General features: G+C 70.1%; 19 protein-coding genes. 11 read left to right on the top strand and 8 right to left on the bottom strand.

Translation table 11 applies throughout. The features are described from left to right. Window positions 1-2: 2 nt before the first annotated feature. Both E5671_RS22200 and E5671_RS22195 read right to left on the bottom strand, forming a co-directional pair. The gene (locus E5671_RS22200; RefSeq protein ID WP_160505708.1) at window positions 3-590 is read right to left on the bottom strand and encodes a Uma2 family endonuclease; all 588 of its coding nucleotides are present in this window, start codon (window positions 588-590) and stop codon (window positions 3-5) included. 71 nt (window positions 591-661) lie between these two features. Continuing rightward, window positions 662-1,195 (bottom strand): MarR family winged helix-turn-helix transcriptional regulator, encoded by a 534-nt coding sequence (locus E5671_RS22195; RefSeq protein WP_160505707.1) that lies wholly within the window; start codon window positions 1,193-1,195, stop codon window positions 662-664. 75 nt (window positions 1,196-1,270) lie between these two features. Here E5671_RS22195 and E5671_RS22190 point away from each other — a divergent pair, with 75 nt between their 5' ends. Then, window positions 1,271-1,726: a carboxymuconolactone decarboxylase family protein gene (locus tag E5671_RS22190; protein WP_202122175.1), complete on the top strand. Its 456-nt coding sequence runs from the start codon at window positions 1,271-1,273 to the stop codon at window positions 1,724-1,726. Window positions 1,727-1,732: 6 nt separating this feature from the next. Here E5671_RS22190 and E5671_RS22185 read toward each other — a convergent pair whose 3' ends face one another. Then, complete coding sequence (locus tag E5671_RS22185; protein ID WP_160505706.1) at window positions 1,733-3,055, bottom strand: DUF418 domain-containing protein; 1,323 nt, start codon at window positions 3,053-3,055, stop codon at window positions 1,733-1,735. 85 nt (window positions 3,056-3,140) lie between these two features. Further along, complete coding sequence (locus tag E5671_RS22180; RefSeq protein WP_160505705.1) at window positions 3,141-3,335, bottom strand: hypothetical protein; 195 nt, start codon at window positions 3,333-3,335, stop codon at window positions 3,141-3,143. Between the two features lie 76 nt (window positions 3,336-3,411). Here E5671_RS22180 and E5671_RS22175 point away from each other — a divergent pair, with 76 nt between their 5' ends. Continuing rightward, window positions 3,412-4,197: a hypothetical protein gene (locus E5671_RS22175; RefSeq protein WP_160505704.1), complete on the top strand. Its 786-nt coding sequence runs from the start codon at window positions 3,412-3,414 to the stop codon at window positions 4,195-4,197. On the opposite strand, the gene E5671_RS22170 is transcribed toward E5671_RS22175, so the two are convergent. Next, the gene (locus tag E5671_RS22170) at window positions 4,187-4,912 is read right to left on the bottom strand and encodes an SGNH/GDSL hydrolase family protein (RefSeq protein ID WP_160505703.1); all 726 of its coding nucleotides are present in this window, start codon (window positions 4,910-4,912) and stop codon (window positions 4,187-4,189) included. The genes E5671_RS22175 and E5671_RS22170 overlap by 11 nt on opposite strands. Window positions 4,913-5,008: 96 nt before the next feature. Between E5671_RS22170 and E5671_RS22165 the strand changes: the two genes are divergently transcribed. Continuing rightward, entirely contained in the window at window positions 5,009-6,007 is a 999-nt protein-coding gene (locus tag E5671_RS22165) for a WD40 repeat domain-containing protein (RefSeq protein WP_160505702.1), read from the top strand. A gap of 17 nt (window positions 6,008-6,024) precedes the next feature. On the opposite strand, the gene E5671_RS22160 is transcribed toward E5671_RS22165, so the two are convergent. Both E5671_RS22160 and E5671_RS22155 read right to left on the bottom strand, forming a co-directional pair. Further along, window positions 6,025-6,477 carry a PPOX class F420-dependent oxidoreductase gene (locus E5671_RS22160; protein ID WP_160505701.1) on the bottom strand — a complete coding sequence of 151 codons (453 nt, stop codon included), beginning with the start codon at window positions 6,475-6,477 and terminating at the stop codon, window positions 6,025-6,027. A 31-nt stretch (window positions 6,478-6,508) separates the two neighbouring features. After that, window positions 6,509-7,294 carry a TetR/AcrR family transcriptional regulator gene (locus E5671_RS22155; RefSeq protein ID WP_160505700.1) on the bottom strand — a complete coding sequence of 262 codons (786 nt, stop codon included), beginning with the start codon at window positions 7,292-7,294 and terminating at the stop codon, window positions 6,509-6,511. A gap of 102 nt (window positions 7,295-7,396) precedes the next feature. On the opposite strand from E5671_RS22155, the gene E5671_RS22150 reads away from it, so the two are divergent. Together E5671_RS22150 and E5671_RS22145 are read left to right on the top strand one after the other, a co-directional pair. Continuing rightward, the gene (locus E5671_RS22150) at window positions 7,397-8,446 is read left to right on the top strand and encodes an ATP-binding cassette domain-containing protein (protein ID WP_160505699.1); all 1,050 of its coding nucleotides are present in this window, start codon (window positions 7,397-7,399) and stop codon (window positions 8,444-8,446) included. Then, window positions 8,443-9,288 carry an ABC transporter permease gene (locus E5671_RS22145; RefSeq protein ID WP_160505698.1) on the top strand — a complete coding sequence of 282 codons (846 nt, stop codon included), beginning with the start codon at window positions 8,443-8,445 and terminating at the stop codon, window positions 9,286-9,288. The genes E5671_RS22150 and E5671_RS22145 overlap by 4 nt, the downstream gene beginning before the upstream one ends. Before the next feature lie 103 nt (window positions 9,289-9,391). Here the strand turns inward: E5671_RS22145 and serC are convergent, their stop codons facing one another. Beyond that, a complete protein-coding gene (serC, locus tag E5671_RS22140; protein ID WP_160505697.1) occupies window positions 9,392-10,510 on the bottom strand; it encodes a phosphoserine transaminase in 1,119 nt (372 codons plus the stop codon). A 285-nt stretch (window positions 10,511-10,795) separates the two neighbouring features. Between serC and E5671_RS22135 the strand changes: the two genes are divergently transcribed. The 6 genes from E5671_RS22135 to E5671_RS22110 all read left to right on the top strand — a co-directional run bounded on the left by E5671_RS22135 (window position 10,796) and on the right by E5671_RS22110 (window position 19,637). After that, entirely contained in the window at window positions 10,796-13,651 is a 2,856-nt protein-coding gene (locus tag E5671_RS22135) for an FAD-binding and (Fe-S)-binding domain-containing protein (RefSeq protein ID WP_160505696.1), read from the top strand. Between the two features lie 164 nt (window positions 13,652-13,815). Continuing rightward, the gene (locus tag E5671_RS22130; RefSeq protein WP_160505695.1) at window positions 13,816-14,313 is read left to right on the top strand and encodes a cupin domain-containing protein; all 498 of its coding nucleotides are present in this window, start codon (window positions 13,816-13,818) and stop codon (window positions 14,311-14,313) included. 126 nt (window positions 14,314-14,439) lie between these two features. Continuing rightward, window positions 14,440-15,432: an EamA family transporter gene (locus E5671_RS22125; RefSeq protein ID WP_443032794.1), complete on the top strand. Its 993-nt coding sequence runs from the start codon at window positions 14,440-14,442 to the stop codon at window positions 15,430-15,432. Window positions 15,433-15,508: 76 nt separating this feature from the next. Beyond that, entirely contained in the window at window positions 15,509-16,318 is an 810-nt protein-coding gene (locus tag E5671_RS22120; protein ID WP_160505694.1) for a TIGR03084 family metal-binding protein, read from the top strand. Further along, the gene (locus E5671_RS22115; RefSeq protein WP_160505693.1) at window positions 16,315-18,039 is read left to right on the top strand and encodes an acyclic terpene utilization AtuA family protein; all 1,725 of its coding nucleotides are present in this window, start codon (window positions 16,315-16,317) and stop codon (window positions 18,037-18,039) included. Before E5671_RS22120 ends, E5671_RS22115 begins: the two co-directional genes overlap by 4 nt. Continuing rightward, complete coding sequence (locus E5671_RS22110) at window positions 18,036-19,637, top strand: carboxyl transferase domain-containing protein (protein ID WP_160505692.1); 1,602 nt, start codon at window positions 18,036-18,038, stop codon at window positions 19,635-19,637. Before E5671_RS22115 ends, E5671_RS22110 begins: the two co-directional genes overlap by 4 nt. Window position 19,638: the final 1 nt, after the last annotated feature.

Raw genomic sequence — 19,638 nt, 5'->3', positions numbered from 1 at the left:
GGTCAGTCGCGGGGGAACTCGGCGGTCTTGAGGGTGAGGTCGATGATGGTGCCGGTCAGGTCGACGTCGTCGCCGAAGTCGGACCTCGCCTCAGTGAGGTACTCGCCGTCCTTGGGGTTGGTGTAGACGTGGCACCGGCCCTGGTAGGGATCGGCGATGAGGTAGACGGGGACACCGGCTTCAGCGTAGGTGGCCTTCTTCGGGCCGTAGTCGTTCATTCTGGTGCCTCGGGAAATGACCTCGGCGATGAACTCCACGTCCTCGTGGCGCCAGCGCCCTTCTTCGTCTACTCCCGCTCCGTCGCGGAACTTCGCCATGTCTGGGCAGAAGCCGTTCTGGTAGCCGGGGAAGTCGATGCGTACGTCCGTCATCGCCAGCACATCCCGGCTGAACCTGTCGTCCAGCGCGTAGAGGATTCTCCGGATGATCTGCCAGTGCACATTCCGCTGCGGCACCATCGAGACAGCCCCCTCGACAACTTCTGCCTTGATTCCCTCGGGGACCATCCGCTCGATCAACTCGAACCATGCGTCCAAGCTCTTGGCGTTGTCGTCGGCCATGGCGATCCTGTCGGTCTCTACGACGGTCATCGTGGCGCTCCTCCCCGGCCGCCCCCGGTCGAGTGCAGCCGCGCAGTACAACGATACGCACGGAGACAAGGTCACGAGCCGCCCAGCCAGCCCGCCGCGTCGAGGCGGAACGCGTCCGGCGGTACGACCGTGCGCAGGTCTGACTCCAGGGCTCGGAGGCGGCGGGTGCCCAGGGCGGAGGCCCACTCCGCCCGCAGCTCGTCGAAGATCGCCGCCGAGCGCCGCAGCGCGTCGATGCCGTGCGGGGTGAGGCGGACCAGCTTGCGGCGGGCGTCGGAGGGGTCATCGGAGCGTTCCGCGTAGCCGAGGGTGATGAGGCGGTCGATGGTCTTGCCCGCGGCCTGCTTGGAGACGCCGAGTCGCCGCCCCGCCTCGCTGGCGCTCGCGCCCCGCACGCCGATCGCCTGCATCGCGAAGCCGTGGGCCGGGCGTAGGTCCGGGTGGCCCTGGCGGGCCAGCTCGGCGTGGAGCCGGTCGATCAGGGTGCGGAACCCGGCGAAGAGGAGCAGCGGCAGCTCGAAGCCGGGCCCGTCGCTCTCCGGCGGCTCACCCTTGCTTTGTTCGACAACCTGGTTTACTTTCTTATCGTCAACCACGTTGTCCATCGTAGGGGGTACCTCTTGTCCGCCTTGTTCACCGAGCACACCGTGGAGAGCGCACCCGCAGAGTCCCGCGCCGCGATGGAGCGCACGGCCGCCGCCTTCGGGAAGACGCCGAGCGCGGTGGCGCTGCTCGCCGAGTCACCCGAACTGCTCAACGGCTTCCTGGAGTTGAGCGCTTCCTTCGAGCAGTCGACGCTGGAGCCCGTGGCACGGGAAACCGTCATCATGACCGTCGCCGTACGCAACGACTGCCACATCTGCGTGAGCATGCACACCGCCAAGCTGCGCAAGCTGGGTGCGGGCACGGAGCTGATCGCCGCCCTGCGGCAGGGGGAGGCGCTGAGTGACGAACGGCTGGAGGCCATCAGGCAGTTCACGCTGGAGGTGCTCGCCACCGCGGGCGGCGTGGGGGACGACGACCTGAAGGCGTTCCTCGCGCACGGCTACACGGAGCGGAACGCCCTCGAAGTCGTCCTCGGTATCGGTACGTACACGATGTCGACCCTGGCGAACCGGCTGACGCGGGCTACGTGACGCGGGCTACGTGACGGGACCGCCGGTGGCACGGCGGGAAGAGCGCGGCCGGTACATGACCCGCCGCAGCGCCACCTCCACCGGCCCTCGCAGGCCCGCCCGTTCCATCGCGTACGCCCCCGCGACCGTCACCAGCCACACCCCCACCGCGAACAGCGCCATGGTCGCGCTCGTCAGGTGCTCGCCGAGCCCGAGCCCCCAGGCGGCGAGGACCGGGGCGAAGATCAGGGAGTGGGCGAGGTAGCAGGAGAGGGAGCGCTTGCCGACGGCCGAGACGGCGGTGGCGGCCATACCTGCCTTGGTCCCCGCGCTGCGGGGCCCGCGCCTCGTCCACCACTCCACGAACAGCGCCACGGCCGCCACATAGCCGAGACCGGCCGCGTTCCCCGTGGCGTCCCGCAGCAGGGTCAGCGCCCCGCCCTCGCTCTGCGCGTCGTCCGGCACGGTGATCGCCCCGACGTGGGCAAGGGCCGCGGGCAGCGCGCCGAGCCACCCCACCGCGATGCCGATCACCGCGGTCCACCGCAGGAGGGGCAGATGGCGCCCCGGCTCTTCGAGCACACCCCTGCGCGCGGCCCAGAAGCCGAGCAGGAAGATGACGTACGCGCCGCCCACCAGCGACAGCGGCGCCGCGGCGAACGTGACGAACAGGCCGGTCGTGAGACGGGTGCCCGCAGCGGTGAGCCAGTTCCCCTCGGCCGCCGCGTACGCGTCCGCCCCGGGGTCCGCGCCCGCGTCGCCTAGCGTGCCCAACTCGCCCGCCAGCGCCGCCGAAACGACGGGCTCGGCGGCAAGCAGCACGAACTGCGCGGTGGCGATCCAGATCCACCACTTCAGCGCGCGGTCACCGCGGCGCAGGAAGAGCCAGCCCAGGGCGAGGCTGAGGAGTCCGTAGAAGCCGACGATGTCCCCGGCCATCAGCAGGGTGGCGTGCAGCAGCCCGATGACGATCAGGCAGAGACTGCGCCGGCGCAGCAGCCGCACGGCTTCGCGCTCCGAGGTCCCCGCGGCCGTCTGCCGCAGGAAGAGCTGCATCATCCCGTACCCGAAGAGGAACGCGAAGAGCGGATAGACACGCAGGTCAAGGGTGGTGATCATGGTGAACTGCACTGCGTGATCGGCCCATCCGCCGTCCACCGGCTGCCATCCGGAAGGCCCGTGCCGGGCCGCCGTCAGGTGGAACGCGGTGTTGGACAGCACGATGAACAGCAGCATGAGCCCGCGGGCGAGGTCGGGCGCGAGGGCCCGTTCGCCGGGGAGTACGCCCGCGCGGCGGGGCGCGGTTCGTGCGGACCGGGGCGGCGCTTCGTCAGTGCTCTCGACCGTCATGCCTGAACGCTAGGAACGCGGTCGCGGGGCGGACATCCGTCTTCCGTCTTGGCGCGGCAGCCGAAGGGATACGGTCCGAGCCCCGTCAGTCCGCCGATCGGAGCAGATACGCCACCGCGGCGCCGACGCCGAGGACGGCGCACACGCCCACGGAGGCGGACCGGGCGGTGTCCCCGAAGCCGAGCAGGACGGCGAAGCCGAAGCCGACGGCGATGCCGATGATGGTGAAGCCCGTGTAGGTCCAGACGACTCGCTGGAGCCTGCGCTCCTGGTAGTTCATGGGGCGATCATGCCGTACCGCTGGGCGGTGCACCCCCGTTGGGGAGATGTTGGCGCCTTCCGCGATCATGCCGTTCATGACCATGAAAAAGATAGCCCGTTCCTTCGGTGTGCTCGCCGCCGCCGCGGGTCTCGTGGCGCTGAGCAATCCGGCCTATGCCGCGGGGGACGTCTACAAGGGCACCGGGTGGCGGATTCTGTCCGGCCGCGGGATCCAGTCCCTCAGCCCCGAGCCGTACGTGATCAAGATCGTCAAGCCCAACGCGGCCGCCACCAAGCTCACCGCCGCGCAGACGAAGAAGGCCGAGGCCAAGCTGCGGGCGCAGTTGAAGGACACCGCCGCGCAGCTGACCTCGATCACCGGAACCAAGTTCACGGTGGCCGGCGGCTATCACCCCGAGCAGAAGGCCTGTACCACCACCCCGCGTCACACCATCACGGTGGGGCTGAAGTACCGGCCCTTCAAGCCGGGCAACAAGCCGGGCTTCTCCCAGGCCTTCCCCTGCACGGCGAACAGCAACAAGAGCGCGTGGGGCGGGTGGGTATGGGTCGACAGCGAGTACTGGAAGCCGGGCGACTGGTCGCTCCATCCCACGCTCATCTCGAACCTGGTGAGCCATGAGGTCGGGCACTCGATAGGACTCGACCATCCGAACGTGGACGGCTCGGACGCCAACAACACCGCCGATCCCTACGAATGCGTCACCAACCGCTACAAGGACACCCCGGTCATGTGCTCACCCAACGGGGGCCACGCGCGGGGCAGGGGCGGCACCGACGCCCGCGCCGACAAGTACGCCGGGCAGTACACGAAGTGGGACATCGCCGGGCTCAAGGCCCTGAAGGCCAACTTCAGCCGGTAGCCGACAGCTCGTTCAGAGCCAGGGGCGGGGGCGCTGTCTCGTACGGCGCCCCAAGACCCCACGCCTGGTGCATCGCGTCGGCGAACGCCGCCGCCAGCTTGTGCTCGCCGCTCGCGTTGGGGTGCGTCCCGTCGTACGTATCGCCGTCGGTGTCGTACGACGGCGGCGCCGAGGCCAGGAGCAGCGGCGACGCACCCGTGTCGAGGTCCGCCACCGCTTTGGCGAGGAGCACGTTGAAGCGCGCCACCTCCGCGGCGAACGGGGCGTCCGTGCGGGCCCGGATGTTCGGGATCACGGGGAGCAGGACGAGGCGGACGCGCGGGTTCACCGAGCGGGCCTCCGCGATGCAACGGCGTACGTTCTCCGCCGTCTGCTCCGCGTTCGTGTAGAAGCCCAGGTCGATCAGGCCGAGGGAGACGAGGAGGATGTCGGGGCGGTCCTGCCGCACCGCGTCCGCCATCTGCGGCGCCATGTGCAGCCAGCCCTCGCCCCAGCCGGCGAAGTGGTGGCGCGGGAAGTCCGGGTCCATACCGGCGTAGGCGTACGAGACCGGTTCGCCGGAGGCCTTGTCGTGCAGCGCGCGGCGCGGGCCCACCACGGCGAAATCCCGCTCGCCGAGCGAGGCCCGCAAGTGCTGCCACATCCGGTAGCGCCAGGTGTGTTCCCCCGCGCTGCCGATCGTCATCGAGTCGCCGACGAACATGAACCTGAGCATCCGCTCATCATCGCGGATCAACGCCCCGGCCTGCGATGTGAGGCTCAACACCTGGGATACGTCCGCCCTCCGGCGCGGGGGTGGCAGGCTTGGCCCATGCGTTCACTGCGTTCTTCGATGGGTGCCGTCGCCGCCGGGTGCCTGGTCCTGCTGAGTGTCTCCGGCCCCGCCGCCGCCGACGACAGCCACGACGGGTTCACCATCAAGGACCCCCGCATCATCGAGTCCAGCGGCCTCGCCGCATCCCGCGCCCACCCGGGCGTCTACTGGACGCACAACGACCAGGACAAGAACGGCGCCCTGCTCTACGCGGTGGACGGCAGGACGGGGAAGACCGTCGCCACGGTCACCATGACCGGCGTCGGCACGCCCCGCGACGTGGAGGCCGTCTCCGTCGGCAGCGACGGCAACATCTACGTCGGCGACATCGGCGACAACCTCGGCGGCACCTGGTCCCACGTGTGGATCTACAAGCTGCCCGAGCCGAAGAAGCTCGGCGACCAGACCGTCCGCGCCACCCAGTACACGGTGAAGTACGAGGACGGGGCGCGCGACGCGGAGGCGCTGATGGTGCATCCCAAGACCGGCCGGATCTACATCGCCGACAAGAAGGAGGAGGGCGGCGCGCTGTACGAAGGGCCCGAGCAGATGTCCTCGTCCGGGGTCAACGTCTTCAAGCGCCTCGGCACCACCGGGCTCTGGACCACGGACGGTGCCTTCTCGCCCGACGGGAAGCAGCTCGCCCTGCGCGGGTACCTCGGCGGCGTCTCGTACGCATGGAAGGGCGAGGGGCAAAAGCCCGAGCGCGAGGGGCGGCTGAGCGTCCCGTTGCAGCGGCAGGGCGAGTCCGCGACGTACACCCTGGACGGGACGACCCTCATGTACGGCACCGAGGGCGCGCAGGGCGACGTCGAGCCCGTCGAGGTCGAAGGAGCGGGCGGCGGCCACAACTCGCCCTCTGGCGGCGGGAGTTCTGCCGACGGGGCGGACGGCGAAGGCGCCGGTCTCGACGGTGACCTCAAGACGGGCGCACTGGTGCTCGCCGTCGTGCTCGCCGCCTTCTTCGGCCTGAAGCGGGTGTTCCGCCGGAAGTAGCGGGACCGGTGCGGGGGTTACTCGGGCTGCTCGGGCTGCTCGGGCTGCTCGCCCCGCACCCGCACCTCGTAATGCAGCGTCTTGTCCCGCTTCACCTTGTGCGTGAGCGGGACGAACACCCCATGCAGCACCGGGTGCTTGCGCCGCATCAGCTTCGCCGCGTGTTTGTTCTCCTCGCCGCCCTGGTCGAGGAGCCGCACCCGCGCCTTGACCGCGGGTCCGGTCGGTACGCCGCGCAGCGTCGACGGGGCGATCTCGATCTCGGGGTAGCGGCGCATGCGCTTGGCCTTCCAGGCCGTTGCGTAGGTGCGGACGTACGCGTGGTCGCCCTCGACGGCGATGTTGACGGGCGTGCCCACGCTCGTGCCGTCCTTCTTCTGGCTCGTGAGCAGGACGGTGTACTGCTTGACGAAGGGGGCGAGCGCGGCGCTCGCTCCGGGGTTCGCAGGGCTCGCGGGTGTCTGCGTCATCCCTCCATCAAGACACTGATCGCCCGCTTTGTCATGCCTTCCGGCCGGAGGGGTTCTCCGCCTCGCGCCGGGCCACCAGGACGTCCAGGCCGTCGAGCAGGCGTTGCAGGCCGAACTCGAAGTGGTCGAACTGCGAGCCGAACGCGTCGTCGGAGAGCGCGGCGAGGTGGGGGTAGCGGCCGCTGCTCATGATCCGGCCGAGGGTCGGGGTCTGCGCCTCCCAGAACGCCTGGTCCGTCAGGCCGCTCTTCTTCACCGCCTCGACCTCGTGCACCTGCGTGCGGGCGACCCCGGTGACGTACCCCTCGATCATGACGATCACGCCGATCAGTTCGGGGTCGGTCAGGCCCATCGACTTGATGCCGGCCAGAGTCAGCTCAAGGCCGCCGACCGAGCCGGGGCCGAGCACCGGGCGGGCCTGGTTCACCTGGAGCAGCCAGGGGTGCGCGCGGTAGAGGACGAGGGTCTCGCGGGCGTACGTCTCCACGGCCTCGCGCCAGTTGCCGCTCGGGGGCTCGGCGTCGGCGGCCGGCATGTACACCCGGTCCAGCATCAGGTCGAGCAGCTCGCCCTTGCCCGGGACGTAGCGGTACAGGGACATCGTGCCGGTGCCGAGCTCCGTGGACAGGCGGCGCATCGAGACCGCCGTGAGCCCCTCGGCGTCCGCGAGGCGCACCGCCTCGGTGACGATCCGGTCCAGGGTGAGTCCGGGCTTGGGGCCCCGCGTGGGGCGTTCGCCCTCGCCCCAGAGCAACTCCAGGCTGCGGGCGATGTCGCTGCCGGTGCGCTGGGTCTCGCTGCCGTTCGTGCTCGTCATGACGCTCAGCCTAATCGCCGGATCTCTAATTGGGTACGGTGTACCCGAAAAATTGAGTACGGTGTACTCTCTATTGAGTACGGCGTACCCAGAGGGGTTCGGATGACTGGGACCGGAAGGGCTGGAGGGGCAGCGGTGAGCGAGACGAACGAATACGCGGTGCGGGCCGAGGGGCTCGACAAGCGCTACGGCGACAAGAAGGCCCTGGACGCCTTCGATCTGCACGTGGAGCGCGGCACGGTGCACGGACTGCTCGGCCCGAACGGCGCGGGCAAGACCACAGCCGTGCGCATCCTCTCGACGCTGGTGAGGCTCGACGGCGGCCGCGCCGAGGTCGCCGGCGCCGACGTCGTGCGCCAGTCGGATGTCGTGCGCAGCCGCATCGGCCTGACCGGCCAGTACGCGGCGGTCGACGAGATCCTCACAGGACGGCAGAACCTGGAGATGTTCGGCCGCCTCTTCCACCTCGGCGGGAAGCGGGCCGCGCGGCGCGCCCAGGAACTCCTGGAGCAGTTCGACCTGGTGGACGCGGCAGGCAAGGGCGCGGGCCAGTACAGCGGCGGCATGCGGCGCAGGCTCGACCTCGCCGCATCGATGATCCTCTCGCCCGCCGTCCTCTTCCTGGACGAGCCGACCACAGGACTCGACCCGCGCAGCCGCCTCGAAGTCTGGGACACCGTAAGGAAGTTGGTCGCGGACGGCACCACCGTCCTGCTCACCACCCAGTATCTGGAGGAGGCCGACAAGCTGGCCTCCCGGATCACCGTCATCGACCAGGGCCGCGCCATCGCCGACGACACCCCGGACGGCCTGAAGAACACGGTGGGCGGCAGCTATCTGGAGGTCGTGGTGCGCGAGGCCGCCGATCTGCCCGCGGCCCTGCGGGCCGTCGCCCGGGTCGCCGAGGGCGTGCCCGAGGCCATCGACCTGGAGCGGCGCGTCCAGGCGGCCGTGACCGACCGGGTCGGCGCCCTGACGGACGTGGCACGGACCTTGCAGGACCAGGGCGTCGCCGTGGAGGACATCGGACTGCGCAGGCCGAGCCTCGACGACGTGTTCCTGCGCCTGACGGGACACCGGACGGAGTGCGAGACGGACGCGGCCGGGCAAGCGGCCGCCGACATCGACGAGAAGACGGGAGCCGCGGCATGAGCGCCGTACTGACTTCGGACCCCCTGACCGCCGACGCCCCGCGCGGACGCCTCTACTGGGCGCTCGCCGACACCTGGAACGTCACCCGCCGCTACCTCACCCACTTCCAGCGCCAGCCCGCCACCATCGCCTGGCAGCTGGGCTTCCCGATCATCTCCGTGCTCCTGTACGGATTCGTCTTCGGCGAGGCGATGAAGGTGCCCGGCGGGGGCAAGGACGGCGACTACAAGCAGTTCCTGATGCCCGGCATGTTCGTGATGACCATGGCCTTCGGCTTCATGAACACCGCGATGGCGGTCGTCACGGACTCCACCAAGGGCGTCATCGACCGCTTCCGCTCGATGCCGATGGCGCCATCTGCGGTGGCCGCCGGGCGCGGACTCGCCGACCTCATCGTGGCCTGCGCCGAGCTGACGATCCTCGCGCTCACCGCGCTCGCCATCGGCTGGCGTTCCAGCGCGGGACTGCCCGAGACCCTGGCCGCCTTCGCCCTGCTGCTGTTCCTGCGGTTCAGCCTGATCTGGGTGGGTGTCTTCCTGGGCCTCGTGGTGCCGACACCGGAGGCGGCCGGCGGGCTCTACGCGGTCGCCTTCCCGCTCACCATGATCTCCAGCGTCTTCGTCGCGCCGTCCCTGATGCCGGACTGGCTCGCACCGATCGCCGCCTGGAACCCGGTCTCCTCCACGGGCACGGCGGCACGCGAACTGTTCGGCAACCCCGGGGCGGGCGGGGCGAGTTGGGTCGAGCAGAACGCGGTGCTCATGGCCGTGGTCTGGCCGGTGGCGATCTCACTCCTGTTCCTGCCGCTGGCGGTGCGGAAGTTCAAGCAGTTGAGCAGGTGAAAGCAGAGTTCCCCGCGCCCAAAGGGGCGCGGGGCTGTGACACTTGCGGCTCCGCCGCGTGGGCGCGGCCAGCCACAAGGCACCCGCAGGTGACAGTGAAACCTCAGAGCTTCTCGATGACGTAGTCAATGCACTTGGTGAGCGCCTCGACGTCCGCCGGGTCGATCGCCGGGAACATCGCCACGCGCAGCTGATTGCGGCCGAGCTTGCGGTACGGCTCGGTGTCGACGATCCCGTTGGCACGCAGCGCCTTCGCCACAGCGGCAGCGTCAATCTCGTCCGCGAAGTCGATCGTGCCGATGACCTGCGAGCGCTTGGCCGGGTCCGTGACGAACGGCGTCGCGTACTTGGACTCCTCGGCCCACCCGTACAGCGTGCGCGAGGAGGCGGCCGTGCGGCCGGTGGTGAACTCCAGGCCGCCCTGGCTGTTCATCCACTCAAGCTGCTCGGCGAGCAGGAAGAGCGTGGCCAGCGCCGGGGTGTTGTACGTCTGGTTCTTGCGGGAGTTGTCGATCGCCGTGGGAAGGCTGAAGAACTCCGGGACGTGACGGCCGGACGCGTGGATCCGCTCGGCGCGCTCGATGGCGGCGGGAGAGAAGACGCCGATCCACAGGCCGCCGTCCGACGCGAAGGACTTCTGCGGGGCGAAGTAGTAGACGTCCGTCTCGGCGATGTCGACCGGCAGGCCGCCCGCTCCGGACGTGGCGTCGACGAGGACGAGGGCGTTGTCGTCCGCGCCGGCCACCCGCTTGATCGGGGCCGCGACGCCGGTCGAGGTCTCGTTGTGCGTGAACGCGTACACGTCCACGCCCGCCTCGGCCCGCGGCTCCGGGTGCGTGCCCGGGTCGGACGAGATCACGGTGGGCTCGGCAAGCCATGGGGCGAGCTTCGAGGCCTTGGCGAACTTGGAGGAGAACTCGCCGAAGGCGAGGTGCTGCGACTTGTTCTCGATGAGGCCGTGCGTCGCGACGTCCCAGAAGGCGGTGGAGCCGCCGTTGCCCAGGATCACCTCGTAACCCTCGGGGAGGGAGAAGAGGTCGCGCACACCCTCGCGCACCTTGCCGACCAGGTTCTTGACCGGGGCCTGGCGGTGGGAGGTGCCGAGCAGAGAGGTACCGGTGGCGGCGAGCGCGTCCAGCGCTTCCGTGCGCACCTTGGAGGGGCCCGCGCCGAAACGTCCGTCGGCGGGCTTGATGTCAGCGGGAATCTGGATCTCAGCCACGGGAGGAGCCTAGCGGCTTCCGTCGCCGTGGCCTCCGGGTGTCCGTCGGGTGAGACCGCCGGACGGGCCCAAGATCACCGGCAGCTCGTACAGGTCGTTCTGCGTCGCCATCATCAAATCGCGGCAATGGGTAGGTGCGCTTTCGAACGTTCGGCTGCGGCCAGAGAGAGCGGAGCCCACTGACAACGCAGAGACTCCGCCGCGTCGCGGCTCCGCACGCAGGATGCGTTTCCCTCCCCGGCTGAAGCCGGGGATACCCACGCGAGAACGGGGATGGATATGGGCATGAGTGATCTCGGAGGCAGCGACGCCGAAGGCGTGGAAAAGGAACTGCGGGCGGCCGTGCGCGGGGAGGTGGACTTCTCCGTCACCGCGCGGGCCCTGAACACCATGGACGCGTCCAACTACCGTCGCGTGCCGCTGGGCGTCCACGCCCCGCGCGACGCGGACGACGTGGCGGCGGCCCTCGCCGTGTGCCGGGAGCGCGGGGTGCCGGTCGTGGCCCGCGGCGCCGGTACGTCCATCGCCGGGCAGGCGACCGGCACGGGGCTCGTCCTCGACTTCACACGGCACATGAACCGGATCGTGTCCGTGGACGCGGAGTCGCGGACCGCGGTCGTCCAGCCGGGGGTGATCTGCGACGAGCTGCGTGGCGCGGCGGGGGCGTACGGCCTGACCTTCGGCCCGGATCCGTCCACGCACAACCGCTGCACGCTCGGCGGCATGATCGGCAACAACTCCTGCGGATCGCACTCGGTCGCCTGGGGCACGACCGCCGACAACGTCGCCTCGCTCTCGGTCGTGAGCGGGGCGGGCGCGCGGCTCGCACTGGGGCAGGGGTGGGATGGTGCGCCGGAGGGCCTGCGAGCGCTGGTGGGCGGCGAGTTGGAGCTCCTGCGCACCGGATTTCCGGAGCTCCCGCGCCGTATCTCCGGCTATGCGCTCGACGCCATGCTCCCCGAGCGGGGCGTCGATCTGGCCCGCGCCTTCTGCGGATCGGAGGGCACGCTGGGCGTCGTGACGGAGGCGGTCGTACGCCTCGTCGAGTCGCCACGCGCGCGTGCGCTCGCGGTTCTCGGGTACGCCGACGAGAGCGCCGCGGCGGAGGCCGCGGCCGGACTGCTGCCCCACGGGCCCCTGACGGTGGAGGGGATGGCCGCCGACCTCGTACGGGGATCGGAAGGGCTGCCCAAGGGCGGAGCCTGGCTGTTCGTGGAGACGGGCGGCGCGAGCGGGAGTGAGGCACGCGCGCGTGCGGAGGCGATCGCGCGGGCGGCTGCGGGTGACGGCGCCGTGGACTCGGTGGTGGTGACCGACCCGGCCGGGCAGCGCGCGCTGTGGCGGGTCCGCGAGGACGCCAGCGGGACGGCGACGCGGATGCCGGACGGCAGCGAGGCGTGGCCGGGGTGGGAGGACTGCGCGGTGCCGCCCGCCCGCCTCGGGGCGTACCTGCGGGACTTCAGGGGGTTGCTCGCCGAGCACGGCCTGCGCGGGACTCCGTACGGACACTTCGGGGACGGCTGCATCCACGTACGCATCGACTTCGACCTGATGAGCGAGACGGGCGTGCGGCGCTTCCGTCGCTTCTCGGAGGACCTGGCGGAGGTCGTGGTCGCGCACGGGGGTTCGCTGTCGGGCGAGCACGGCGACGGGCAGGCGCGGGCCGAGCTCCTTCCGAAGATGTACGGGGCTGACCTCGTCCGGCTGTTCGAGCGGGTGAAGGGGGTGTGGGACCCGGCGGACCTGCTGAACCCGGGGATGCTGGTGCGGCCCGCGCCGCTGGACACGAACCTGCGGTTCGACCCACTGCCGCGGAAGCCGGTGGACGTGGCCTTCGGGTACCCGCATGACGGTGGGGACTTCTCGGCGGCGGTCAGGCGGTGCGTGGGCGTCGCGAAGTGCCGCACCACTTCGGCTGGTTCGGGGGGTTCGGGGGACGGAGTGATGTGCCCGTCGTTCCGGGCCACGGGTGAGGAGGAGCACTCCACGCGGGGGCGGGCGCGGATGTTGCACGAGATGCTCGCGGGGGAGGTGGTGACGGACGGCTGGCGCTCGGAGGAAGTGCGGGACGCGCTCGACCTGTGCCTCTCCTGCAAGGGCTGCCGGTCGGACTGTCCGGTGGGCGTGGACATGGCCACGTACAAGGCGGAGTTCCTGCACCACCACTACGAGGGCCGCAGGCGCCCCGCCGCGCACTACGCGATGGGCTGGCTGCCGCTGTGGCTGCGGCTCGCGAACCGGACGCGGATGGTGGGGGTGGCGAATGCGCTGGCGAGGGTGGGGGTGTTGGCGTCGCTGGCGAAGCGGTTGGGCGGGATCGCTCCGGAGAGGGAGATTCCGCAGCTGGCGGGGGAGACGTTTCGGGGGTGGTTCCGGGGGCGGGGGGACACCAAGGCCTCAGGTCCGGCGGTCGTGCTGTGGCCGGACACGTTCACGGATCACCTGTCGCCGGGGGTAGGCCGGGCGGCGGTGCGTGTCCTTGAGGACGCCGGGCTACGGGTCGTCGTGCCGCCGGGGGATGTGTGCTGCGGTCTTACGTACGTGTCCACGGGCCAGTTGGACCGTGCGCGGGCGGTGATGCTGAGGACTCTGGAGCGGATGGCGCCGCTGCTGGACTCGGGGGCGCCGCTCGTGGTCCTCGAACCGAGCTGCGCGGCGGCGCTGAAGACGGATCTGGTGGAGCTGCTGGGAGGGGAGGACGAGCGGGCGACGGAACTCGCGGGCCGCGTACGGACGTTCGCGCAGGCCCTTGAGGAACTGGCCCCGGAGTGGTCGCCGCCCCGGATCGGGCGCCCGGTGGTCGGCCAGACGCACTGCCATCAGCACGCGGTGCTGGGGGACGGCGCCGAGCGCCGCCTGCGGGAGAAGGCGGGCCTGGAGGGGGAGTTGAGCGGGGGCTGCTGCGGGCTCGCGGGGAACTTCGGCTTCGAGGCCGGGCATTACGAGGTGTCGGTGGCTTGTGCGGAGGAGCAGTTGCTTCCCTCGGTCAGGGCGGCCGGTGGGGCGGTGGTCCTTGCGGACGGGTTCTCGTGCCGGACGCAGTTGGAGCAGCTGGGTGCGTTGGGGGAGTTGGGGCACGGGGTGCGTGGGCGGCACTTGGCGGAGGTTTTGGCTGAGGGGTTGGGGGCGGGAGAGGTGTGAGTGGGGTGGGCCGTGGCTTCGGTGCGCTTGCAATCGGGCCCGCGTGGGTGGGAATTGACCTCGGATTCTGGTGGATGATTGCACTCTGATGGGGGGCTTTTCGCTTCGTAGGGTGGTGGTCACAGCACGGCGCGATCGCGCCGCTGGATCGAAGGGTTACCGCCATGAGCAGCACGAACGCCGACTTCGCCGCCCTCCTCACCCGTGCCTCGGAGGCCGAGACCAGTGCCGACCCGAGCAGCGTGATGACGCTGCTGGCCGACGCGGACGGGGCGGGGGGTGGGTTCACCGCTTATCGGTCCACGTTTGCTGAGGGGGCCGCCGGGGCTCCCGCGCACTTTCACACCAAGGCCACTGAGCTCTTTTTTGTGATCAGTGGCTCGTTGCGGGTTCTGGTGGGTGATGACCTCACCGTCCTGAACGCCGGTGACTTCCTCGCCGTGCCCCCGCACACCCCTCACGCCTTCGCCGCGGCCCCGGGCCGCACGGCGGACGTCCTGTTCATCTTCACTCCTGGCATGGCCCGCTTCGACTACCTGCGTCTCCTCGGCAGCGTGATGCGCGGTGAGACCGATCCGGAGGCCATCGCGGAGTCCTCCGAGCGTTTCGACAACCACTACGTCGACAGTCCTGTGTGGCGGGAGGCTCTCGCCGCGTCGTGAGCGCCCCTTCCGCCTCGGCATGTGGACGCCGTTTGCGTACAGCAGTAAAAGCGCTCCACAATCCTGACGTGGTCTACTACCTTGGACGAGGCAGTTCAGGTGAGTGGACTGGTCGAGGCTGGAGCAGTGGAAGGGTTGGTTGTGGACGCGTCGAGGAGTGGTGAGGCGGCACCCGGCGGGCGATGGGGTGCCGTCGGTCTCGTGCTCGCGGGCGGTGTCTCCGTCCAGTTCGGCGGGGCCATCGCCGTGAGCGTGATGCCCAAGGCCGGAGCCCTCGGCATCGTGACCCTGCGGCTCGCCTTTGCCGCTCTGGTGTTGATGATCGTCTGCCGGCCCAAGGTGCGGGGGTACTCACGGGCCGACTGGGGGACCGTGGTCGCCTTTGGGGTGGCCATGGCCGGGATGAATGGGCTCTTTTATCAGTCCGTCGCCCGGATTCCCATGGGGCCCGCTGTGACGCTTGAAGTGCTCGGGCCGCTCGCTCTTTCTGTTTTCGCTTCGCGGCGTGCCGTGAATCTCGTCTGGGCCGGGCTCGCCCTGTGTGGCGTCTTTCTGCTGGGGGGCGGGGGCGGCTTCAGCGGGCTCGATCCGGTTGGTGTCGCGTACGCCCTTGGCGCCGGTGCCATGTGGGCCACGTACATCATGTTCAGCGCCCGTACGGGGCGTCGCTTCCCGCAGGCCGACGGGCTGGCCCTCGCGATGGTCGTCGCGGCTGTTCTGTTTTTGCCGCTCGGTCTCATCGAGTCCGGGGAGAAGCTTGTGCGGCCCGAGGTGCTCGCCCTTGGCGCGGCCGTCGCCGTGATGTCCTCCGTGCTGCCCTACACGCTTGAGTTGCTCGCCCTGCGCAGGCTTCCCGCCTCCACCTTCGCGATCATGATGAGTCTGGAACCGGCCATCGCGGCCGTCGCCGGGTTCCTCGTGCTGAACCAGGCGCTCTCCGTGAATGAGGCTCTGGCCATCTCGCTGGTCATCGCCGCCAGCATGGGTGCCGTTCGGACTCAGGTCGGGCGTGGGAAGCCTCGTGGTTCCGGGGAGGTCGTTTCGGGGAGCGCGCCGGAAACTGTGGTGGCCGCAGCCGAGGAAGCCGAGGACGTCGTTTCGGAGACGGCCGGAAAGTAATGCAAGCACGCTTGCTTGTTTCTCCGGGCGCTGCCATGCTCCGGGGCACACCGCCGTGCCCCGAGGGGAGCGCTCCGTGTCCGAAGCTGTGCCCGTGCTCGACGATCTGCGCCGTGAGAGCGATGAACTCGACCAGCTGGTAGGAGGGTTGAGCGGCGAGTGGGCCCTTCCTACTCCCGCCGTCGGCTGGACCGTCGCCCATCAGATCGCCCATCTCGCCTGGACCGACCGGGCCGCCTTGACTGCTGTCACCGATGGTGATGCCTTCGGTCGGCTCGTCGAGGAGGCCCTTGCCGCTCCTGATTCGTTCGTCGATGACGGGGCCGAGGAGGGGGCCGCGCTGCCGCCCGGCGAGTTGCTCGCCCAGTGGCGCGCCGGGCGTGAGGCCCTGCTGAAAGCCCTGACGGCTGCCCCGCGCGGCACTCGGTTTCCCTGGTACGGGCCGCCCATGTCGGCCACCTCCATGGCCACCGCCCGGCTGATGGAGACCTGGGCCCACGGTCAGGACGTCGCGGACGCGCTGGGAGTGGAGCGGGTACCGACGGACCGGTTGCGGCACGTGGCTCACATCGGGGTCCGGGCCCGGGACTTCTCTTTCGGTGTACGGGGGTTGAGTGCGCCCGAGGGGCCTTTTCGGGTTGAGCTTCGGCTGCCCTCGGGGGAGTTGTGGGTCAGTGGGCCCGAGGACGCAGAACAGCGTGTGACCGGGGCCGCGTTGGATTTCTGCCTTCTCGTCACGCAGCGTGCGCACCGGGACGATCTCGCCGTGCGTGCGGAAGGTGTCGATGCCGAGCGGTGGCTGGGCATCGCGCAGGCCTTCGCGGGGCCGCCGGGGGCGGGGAGGCCTGCCAAGGAGGGGCGGCGTGCCGAGGAGGGTGGGCGGTGAAGGGGCCTTTGCGGGTCGGTAATGCCTCCGGGTTCTACGGCGATCGCTTCGACGCCATGCGGGAGATGCTCACCGGTGGGCCGCTAGATGTCCTCACCGGGGATTACCTCGCCGAACTGACCATGCTGATCCTCGGGCGCGACCGGCTCAAGGACCCCGCGCGCGGCTATGCGAAGACCTTTCTGCGGCAGTTGGAGGAGTGCCTGGGGCTTGCCAAGGAGCGGGGGGTCAAGATCGTTGCCAATGCCGGGGGGCTCAATCCCGGTGGACTTGCCGATGGTGTGCGGGAGTTGGCCGACCGGCTCGGGGTTGCCGTGCGTGTTGCGCATGTGGAGGGTGATGATCTGGGGTCCCGCTTTCCGGATGCCCTGACCGCCAATGCCTACCTCGGCGGCGCCGGAATCGCCGGCTGTCTGCATGCCGGGGCCGATGTCGTCGTCACCGGGCGGGTGACCGATGCCGCTCTTGTCAGCGGGCCCGCCGCCGCTCACTTCGGGTGGGGGGAGGGGGATCGCGACCAGCTTGCGGGCGCGGTTGTCGCTGGGCACATATTGGAGTGCGGGACGCAGGCCACCGGGGGTAACTACGCCTTCTTTGCCGGGCGTTCGGCGCGGGAGCTGCTTCGGCCCGGCTTTCCTGTCGCCGAGATTCATGCGGACGGGTCGAGCGTCATCACCAAGCATGACGGCACCGGTGGGTTCGTCGACGTCGGCACGGTCACCGCGCAGTTGTTGTACGAGACCTCCGGTGCTCGGTACGCGGGGCCCGACGTCACCGCCCGGCTCGACACGGTCGCCCTCACGCAGGAAGGGCCCGACCGGGTGCGCGTCGCGGGCGTGCGGGGAGAAGCCCCGCCGCCGACGCTGAAGGTGGGGCTCAATCGGCTCGGCGGCTTCCGTAACGAAGTCGTCTTCGTCCTCACCGGCCTCGATGTGGAGGCGAAAGCCCGTCTCGTCCGTGCTCAGGTCGAGGATGCCATGGGGCGTGCCAAGTCCCGGCCGCAGGAGGTGCGTTGGGAGCTCGTTCGTGCTGACCGGCCGGACGCTCCGAGTGAAGAGGGCGCCTCCGCTCTGCTGCGGCTCGTCGTGCGCGATCCGCAGCCGGACCCCGTCGGCCGCGCCCTGAGCGGGGCCGCGATCGAGCTGGCCCTCGGCAGCTACCCCGGATTCCATGTGACGGCGCCCCCGGGCAAGGGCGCGCCCTACGGAGTCTTCGAAGCCGCGTACGTCGAGCGCGGCACCGTCGACCACGTGGCCGTCCTGCCCGGCGGCGAGCGGCAGCCTGTGGAGGGCGTCGGCGGCACCCTCGTACTCGAAGAACCGGACGAGCCGCCCCTGCCCCCGCCCCTGCCGGACGGCCCCACCCGCCGCGCTCCCCTCGGCCTTGTCGCCGGGGCCCGCAGCGGTGACAAGGGCGGGGACGCGAATGTCGGGGTGTGGGTGCGCACGGATGACGCGTGGCGGTGGCTCGCCCATGAGCTGACCGTCGAGCGGTTCCGTGAACTTCTGCCGGAGGCCGGTGAGTTGGTCGTCGTACGGCACCTCTTGCCGAATCTGCGTGCTCTGAACTTCGTCGTCGTGGGGATCCTCGGCGCCGGTGTCGCGTCCCAGGCCCGCTTCGATCCGCAGGCCAAGGGCCTCGGCGAGTGGCTGCGCGCCCGCCATCTCGACATACCCGCCGCGCTCCTTGAAGCGAACGAATCGACGGAGGTACTTCCGTGACCGTCCTCCCGTCCGCGCTTGACCCCGCGAGCGCCGAGTACGCCGAGCACCGCGAGACCATGCTGGCCAAGCTCGCCGAACTCGACGCCGAGCAGGCCAAGGCCCTTGAGGGCGGCGGCGAGAAGTATGTGGCCCGGCATCGCAAGCGCGGCAAGCTGCTTGCCCGGGAGCGGATCGAGCTGCTCCTCGACCCCGATACGCCGTTCCTGGAACTGTCGCCGCTCGCCGCCTGGGGGAGCGACTACCCCGTCGGCGCCTCGATGGTGACCGGCATCGGGGTCGTCGAGGGCGTGGAGTGTCTGATCACCGCCAACGACCCGACCGTGCGGGGTGGAGCCAGCAACCCGTGGACCCTGAAGAAGGCCTTCCGCGCGCATGAGATCGGGCACGCGAACCGCCTGCCGTCCATCCATCTCGTGGAGTCCGGGGGCGCCGATCTGCCGTCCCAGAAGGAGATCTTCATCCCGGGCGGTGCGCTCTTCAAGCACCTCACCCAGTCGTCGGCCGCCGGGGTCCCGACGGTCGCCGTCGTCTTCGGCAACTCCACGGCGGGCGGGGCGTACGTCCCCGGCATGAGCGACCACGTGATCATGGTCAAGGAGCGCGCCAAGGTCTTTCTGGGCGGTCCGCCGCTGGTGAAGATGGCCACCGGCGAGGAGAGCGACGACGAGTCGCTCGGCGGCGCCGAGATGCACGCCCGTACGTCGGGTCTCGCGGACTATCTCGCCGAGGACGAGCGCGACGCGCTGCGGCAGGCGCGGCGGGTCGTGAAGCGGCTCAACTGGCGCAAGGCCTACGCCGATCCGGCCGTGGCCGCCGAGCCGCCCAAGTACGCCGAGGAGGAGCTGCTCGGCATCGTGCCGGGGGACCTCAAGGTGCCCTTCGATCCGCGCGAGGTCATTGCTCGAATTGTCGACGGCTCCGACTTCGACGAGTTCAAGCCGCTCTACGGGGCGAGTCTCACGACGGGGTGGGCCGCGCTGCACGGCTATCCCATCGGGATCCTGGCCAACGCGCAGGGTGTCCTCTTCAGCGAGGAGTCCCAAAAGGCCGCGCAGTTCATCCAGTTGGCCAACCAGAGGGACATTCCGCTGCTCTTCCTGCACAACACCACCGGCTACATGGTCGGCAAGGAGTACGAGCAGGGCGGCATCATCAAGCACGGCGCGATGATGATCAACGCCGTGTCGAATTCGCGTGTCCCGCATCTGAGCGTGCTGATGGGCGCTTCGTACGGAGCGGGTCACTACGGCATGTGCGGGCGCGCCTACGACCCGCGTTTCCTCTTCGCCTGGCCCAGCTCCAAGTCGGCCGTGATGGGGCCGCAGCAGCTGGCAGGGGTCCTGTCGATCGTGGCCCGTGCCTCCGCCGCCGCGAAGGGGCAGCCCTACGACGACGACGCGGACGCGGGTCTGCGCGCCATGGTGGAGCAGCAGATCGAGTCGGAGTCGCTGCCGATGTTCCTTTCCGGGCGTCTCTACGACGACGGCGTCATCGACCCCCGCGACACCCGCACGGTCCTCGGCCTGTGCCTGTCCGCGATCCACACCGCCCCCTACGAGGGCGCGCGCGGTGGCTTCGGCGTCTTTCGGATGTGAG

Source organism: Streptomyces sp. BA2 (assembly GCF_009769735.1).
Taxonomy (GTDB): Bacteria; Actinomycetota; Actinomycetes; order Streptomycetales; family Streptomycetaceae; genus Streptomyces.
Note: the sequence above shows the minus strand (reverse complement) of the source record. Positions and strands in the feature narration are given on the sequence as shown.

Excerpts from the sequence above, each read along its gene's own strand:
- E5671_RS22200 (WP_160505708.1), bottom strand. The coding sequence starts at position 590 with ATGACCGTCGTAGAGACCGACAGGATCGCCATGGCCGACGACAACGCC.
- E5671_RS22195 (WP_160505707.1), bottom strand. The coding sequence starts at position 1,195 with ATGGACAACGTGGTTGACGATAAGAAAGTAAACCAGGTTGTCGAACAA.
- E5671_RS22190 (WP_202122175.1), top strand. The coding sequence starts at position 1,271 with ATGGAGCGCACGGCCGCCGCCTTCGGGAAGACGCCGAGCGCGGTGGCG.
- E5671_RS22185 (WP_160505706.1), bottom strand. The coding sequence starts at position 3,055 with ATGACGGTCGAGAGCACTGACGAAGCGCCGCCCCGGTCCGCACGAACC.
- E5671_RS22180 (WP_160505705.1), bottom strand. The coding sequence starts at position 3,335 with ATGAACTACCAGGAGCGCAGGCTCCAGCGAGTCGTCTGGACCTACACG.
- E5671_RS22175 (WP_160505704.1), top strand. The coding sequence starts at position 3,412 with ATGACCATGAAAAAGATAGCCCGTTCCTTCGGTGTGCTCGCCGCCGCC.
- E5671_RS22170 (WP_160505703.1), bottom strand. The coding sequence starts at position 4,912 with ATGCTCAGGTTCATGTTCGTCGGCGACTCGATGACGATCGGCAGCGCG.
- E5671_RS22165 (WP_160505702.1), top strand. The coding sequence starts at position 5,009 with ATGCGTTCACTGCGTTCTTCGATGGGTGCCGTCGCCGCCGGGTGCCTG.
- E5671_RS22160 (WP_160505701.1), bottom strand. The coding sequence starts at position 6,477 with ATGACGCAGACACCCGCGAGCCCTGCGAACCCCGGAGCGAGCGCCGCG.
- E5671_RS22155 (WP_160505700.1), bottom strand. The coding sequence starts at position 7,294 with ATGACGAGCACGAACGGCAGCGAGACCCAGCGCACCGGCAGCGACATC.
- E5671_RS22150 (WP_160505699.1), top strand. The coding sequence starts at position 7,397 with ATGACTGGGACCGGAAGGGCTGGAGGGGCAGCGGTGAGCGAGACGAAC.
- E5671_RS22145 (WP_160505698.1), top strand. The coding sequence starts at position 8,443 with ATGAGCGCCGTACTGACTTCGGACCCCCTGACCGCCGACGCCCCGCGC.
- E5671_RS22135 (WP_160505696.1), top strand. The coding sequence starts at position 10,796 with ATGAGTGATCTCGGAGGCAGCGACGCCGAAGGCGTGGAAAAGGAACTG.
- E5671_RS22130 (WP_160505695.1), top strand. The coding sequence starts at position 13,816 with ATGAGCAGCACGAACGCCGACTTCGCCGCCCTCCTCACCCGTGCCTCG.